This is a genomic window from Isoptericola croceus (genome assembly GCF_029382255.1).
GTDB lineage: Bacteria > Actinomycetota > Actinomycetes > Actinomycetales > Cellulomonadaceae > Isoptericola > Isoptericola croceus.
Map to the genome: position 1 here is coordinate 1 of NZ_JARLLG010000371.1, position 265 is coordinate 265.

General features: G+C 61.1%; 1 protein-coding gene. It reads left to right on the forward strand.

The genetic code is table 11. The annotated features are described in order from the left end of the window. Window positions 1–84 precede the first annotated feature (84 nt). On the forward strand, window positions 85–265 hold a 181-nt coding region (locus tag PZC42_RS24850; RefSeq protein WP_277214251.1), incomplete at its 3' end, for a SidA/IucD/PvdA family monooxygenase.

Below are 265 nucleotides of genomic sequence, written 5' to 3' on the forward strand. Positions count from 1 at the left end.
GGGCCAGACACAGACTCCCAGCTCGGTCGCGAGAAGGACTCGGGAGCCAGAGTCAGTCCTCCAGAGCCATCGCGACTGAAAGCTGTGCCCCAGGATGAGCTGCATGACCTCATTGGCGTTGGTTTCGGTCCCGCGTGCCTTGCCATAGCCATCGCCCTGCACGATGCCCTCGATCCATCCCTCGTCAAATCGGTCCCTCAATGGCAGCCCAAGGTGTGCTTCCTCGAGAAACAGTCGCAGTTTGCCTGGCATTCCGGGATGCTGG